The following is a 2,937-nucleotide window of genomic DNA, read 5'->3' as shown; positions in this document are numbered from 1 at the left end:
TTGCGCGTCTAACTCATCACTGAAGTAACGAGAATGCGACGCGCAGTTTTCAAAAACGCTCCCCTAGTATCTATAACGCAAGGGGAGCGTCTATTTTCAATTAGTTCGCTTGTTCTGATAATCGAGTTTTGCTTAAGCTCTCTCCCAGCGGCCTCCCGGGGCTGAAGATATAACACAATAAGCAATATTCAAACTTGAGGTTCCAGCTTTAATATACGAACGACAGGACCGTCCACACTCTAAAGTCGAATATGTAATCATCTGCGTATTATTTGGAGTATAGTGATATGGGGTTCCTCCAGCAGGATTTGAAATTGTTTTTGTAATATCATCATACTGGAATCCCACCTCTGGTGAATATTTGGATGTCTGCATTAAACTACTTGCTTTCATAGAGGTTCCGTAGTTCAGTGTTGTTTCAAACCAATTAATTCGTACCTTTAATGCCTGACGGTCATTTGTCACGGATACTTTCATGGTTGCATAAATGCTGTACTGGCTAAGCTGCCCCGTATTGCTTACAATATCAGTGATTGCTACTCTTTGCTGATGCTCGTCTACAATCAACAAACCCGTTGAAATAATATCCTGCTCGCTGCCATTTTCATCCACTACCTGTGTGATTGACAAATAATCATCCGGCTTTGCATCAATGGCGCGGGTCTTCATCTGTTTTTCCTGATATTGTTCAATTGCAACCTTAATTACGTCACTTTCATTCGTGATGTGATTGTTTAAAACCTCTTCATACACTCTGTTTTTTAATTCTGCATTTGTTTCTGCTTTTACTTTGGATTACAATTTCGCTTCCAAATCCTTCTTCACCTACCCCACCATTTACAACAACATCTCTTCCTACAAATCCTGATGGTGGTCAAAGTTAATCAAATATTTTATTTGTCTTGACATAACTTTCCATTAACTTATAATTTGTTTGCATCTTATATAATCTTAAAAGATCTAAATCCTGTTTAAAATATTTCTTGCACTTTACATCTTTTTGTGCTTCTAAAATACAAGCCTCAACCATTAATGAAGTGTGCAATGATCCTCCTTTTCCGGCAAATAATGTCTGTTGAATTCTTTTTCGACAGACACCTATTGCTTTTTCAAAATATCCCAATTCTTCCAACGCCATCCCATAATTTCCCATACTCATACCCCAATCTAAGATGTGAAATACAGGTTTAATAAAACTTTTTTCATATTGTCCCACTAAAAATTGATATATTTCCAATGCTACTTTATAATTCTGTTCACCCCAATAAATCAATGCCATTTCTGTCAAAATACTAACTTCCTCTGTATTTAAAACATATTCTATTTTTTGTCCTTCTTCAACTTTAAGTGACATAGCAAGTAATTCTTTTAATTGTTTTATAAATTGTTCCGTATATTCTGCATTTTCCTTATATTTTACTTTTACCCTTTCTGTTTCAATATATTGGTAATTTTTCATCAAATTACAGTCTAATTTTTCTTCAATTTTTGAAAGTACCTTTTCTGCATTTCCATACTCTTTTCGATGAATAAACTTCGAAAATTCAATCTTCAACTCCAGAGTCTCATACTCTTCCACTTGAATCCCCGTCTCAATTCTATCCCCACTCCTTCCCATCTTCTCCATCATCTGACGTAGATTTCCGCTTCGTGGTTTCTGATTTCCGTTTTCGATTCTTGCCAATGTTTCCTGCGCACAAATGTCTTCACTCAGTCCTTCCTGTGTAAGTTTTGCCGCATTTCTTGTTCGACGTATCAATTCTGCATCAATCTCGAAATTCCGAACCACATGGTCAAACAGACGGTAATTTTTAAAAGAAACTTTATAATCACTTTCCAATTCCAGAAGGCTTGCACGTTCCTGTCGCAGCAACCCAATAAATTCTGCGTTACTATTTTCTTTTTCCAGAATCTGCGCATACTGCTCCAGAATTTCCGGCATATAAAGCAGTTTCCCTTCTTCTCTCAAGTTTTCTAACGCCGTTTCTGTTATCAATTTTAAATAAGTATCCGCTTTTCCATCTCGGGCTGTTTTTTCTATTAACAATGCAGCATATGGAATTACTTTTACTCGTTCTGTCCTCTCAAAGTTTTTCTGAAAGATCTCCTCTACTAACTCCTGAAGTTCTTTCTCTCCTCGTTCACGATCTGTACCAAAACAGACTTCCCATCGAAATAGCAGAAGTTTGTATTCCTCTGCACTTAAAATCCCTGTCTTTCTCTGTATTTCCGCTTCTGGCATTGTCTGTACAATTGCCTTTTCCAAATGTTCACATACTGTCTCTACTGATTTACCACGAAGCCATGCAATCTGCGCATATTCCTGCTCAATGAACTGCTGATGCAGCGGCTCCTTTGCTCTTTTATTCTTCTCATATTCAAGCAGACATTGTTTTGCTTCTTCCCATTTTTTTGACAAATTTTCTGTTGTATCTCCTGACGCAATTCATAGATATTGTAAATGTCCCTTGGCAATATATAAGTGAGCCTCTCCACCGATTTTCCCAACCGTCCCATAATTCGATCAATCAGAAAAAAATCAATTTCCTGCTGATCTGCTTCAATTCTTGCATATTTTGACACAGAAGAAATACCCAGGCATAATTGTTTTTGTCGTATTCCTTCTTTCTCTCGTAATTTCCATAGTAATTGACCAATTCCTTGCATCTGTTTCCCTTTACTGATTCCTTTTTCTATGTTATTTTTTGTGACTTTTATTATGATTTTAAAATTGTATTTACAGCAAGAGAAATTATCACCATATTTTAATTTGATTTTTATACAAATCCACGTTTTCTATTTTTATAGGTAAAAAAGTGTAATTTTTCCCTTTTTCATACGTATAATATGCTTTGAATTTATTTTCATATTTTTCTTTTAAAATCTATAAATGAGCAAATCCAAAATATTGCACAAAAGAAAGACACCCTCTGTAGA

General features: G+C 35.8%; 2 protein-coding genes. Both read right to left on the bottom strand.

Annotated elements, in window-relative coordinates; all coding sequences use genetic code 11:
- Positions 1-132 precede the first annotated feature (132 nt).
- Entirely contained in the window at positions 133-753 is a 621-nt protein-coding gene (locus DWX26_RS16460; protein WP_055268443.1) for a hypothetical protein, read from the bottom strand.
- 127 nt (positions 754-880) lie between these two features.
- Positions 881-2,419: a helix-turn-helix domain-containing protein gene (locus DWX26_RS16455; RefSeq protein WP_118601785.1), complete on the bottom strand. Its 1,539-nt coding sequence runs from the start codon at positions 2,417-2,419 to the stop codon at positions 881-883.
- Positions 2,420-2,937: the final 518 nt, after the last annotated feature.

It is taken from the genome of Blautia sp. AF19-1 (assembly GCF_003479155.1).
Lineage (GTDB): Bacteria > Bacillota > Clostridia > Lachnospirales > Lachnospiraceae > Fusicatenibacter > Fusicatenibacter saccharivorans.
Note: the sequence above shows the minus strand (reverse complement) of the source record. Positions and strands in the feature narration are given on the sequence as shown.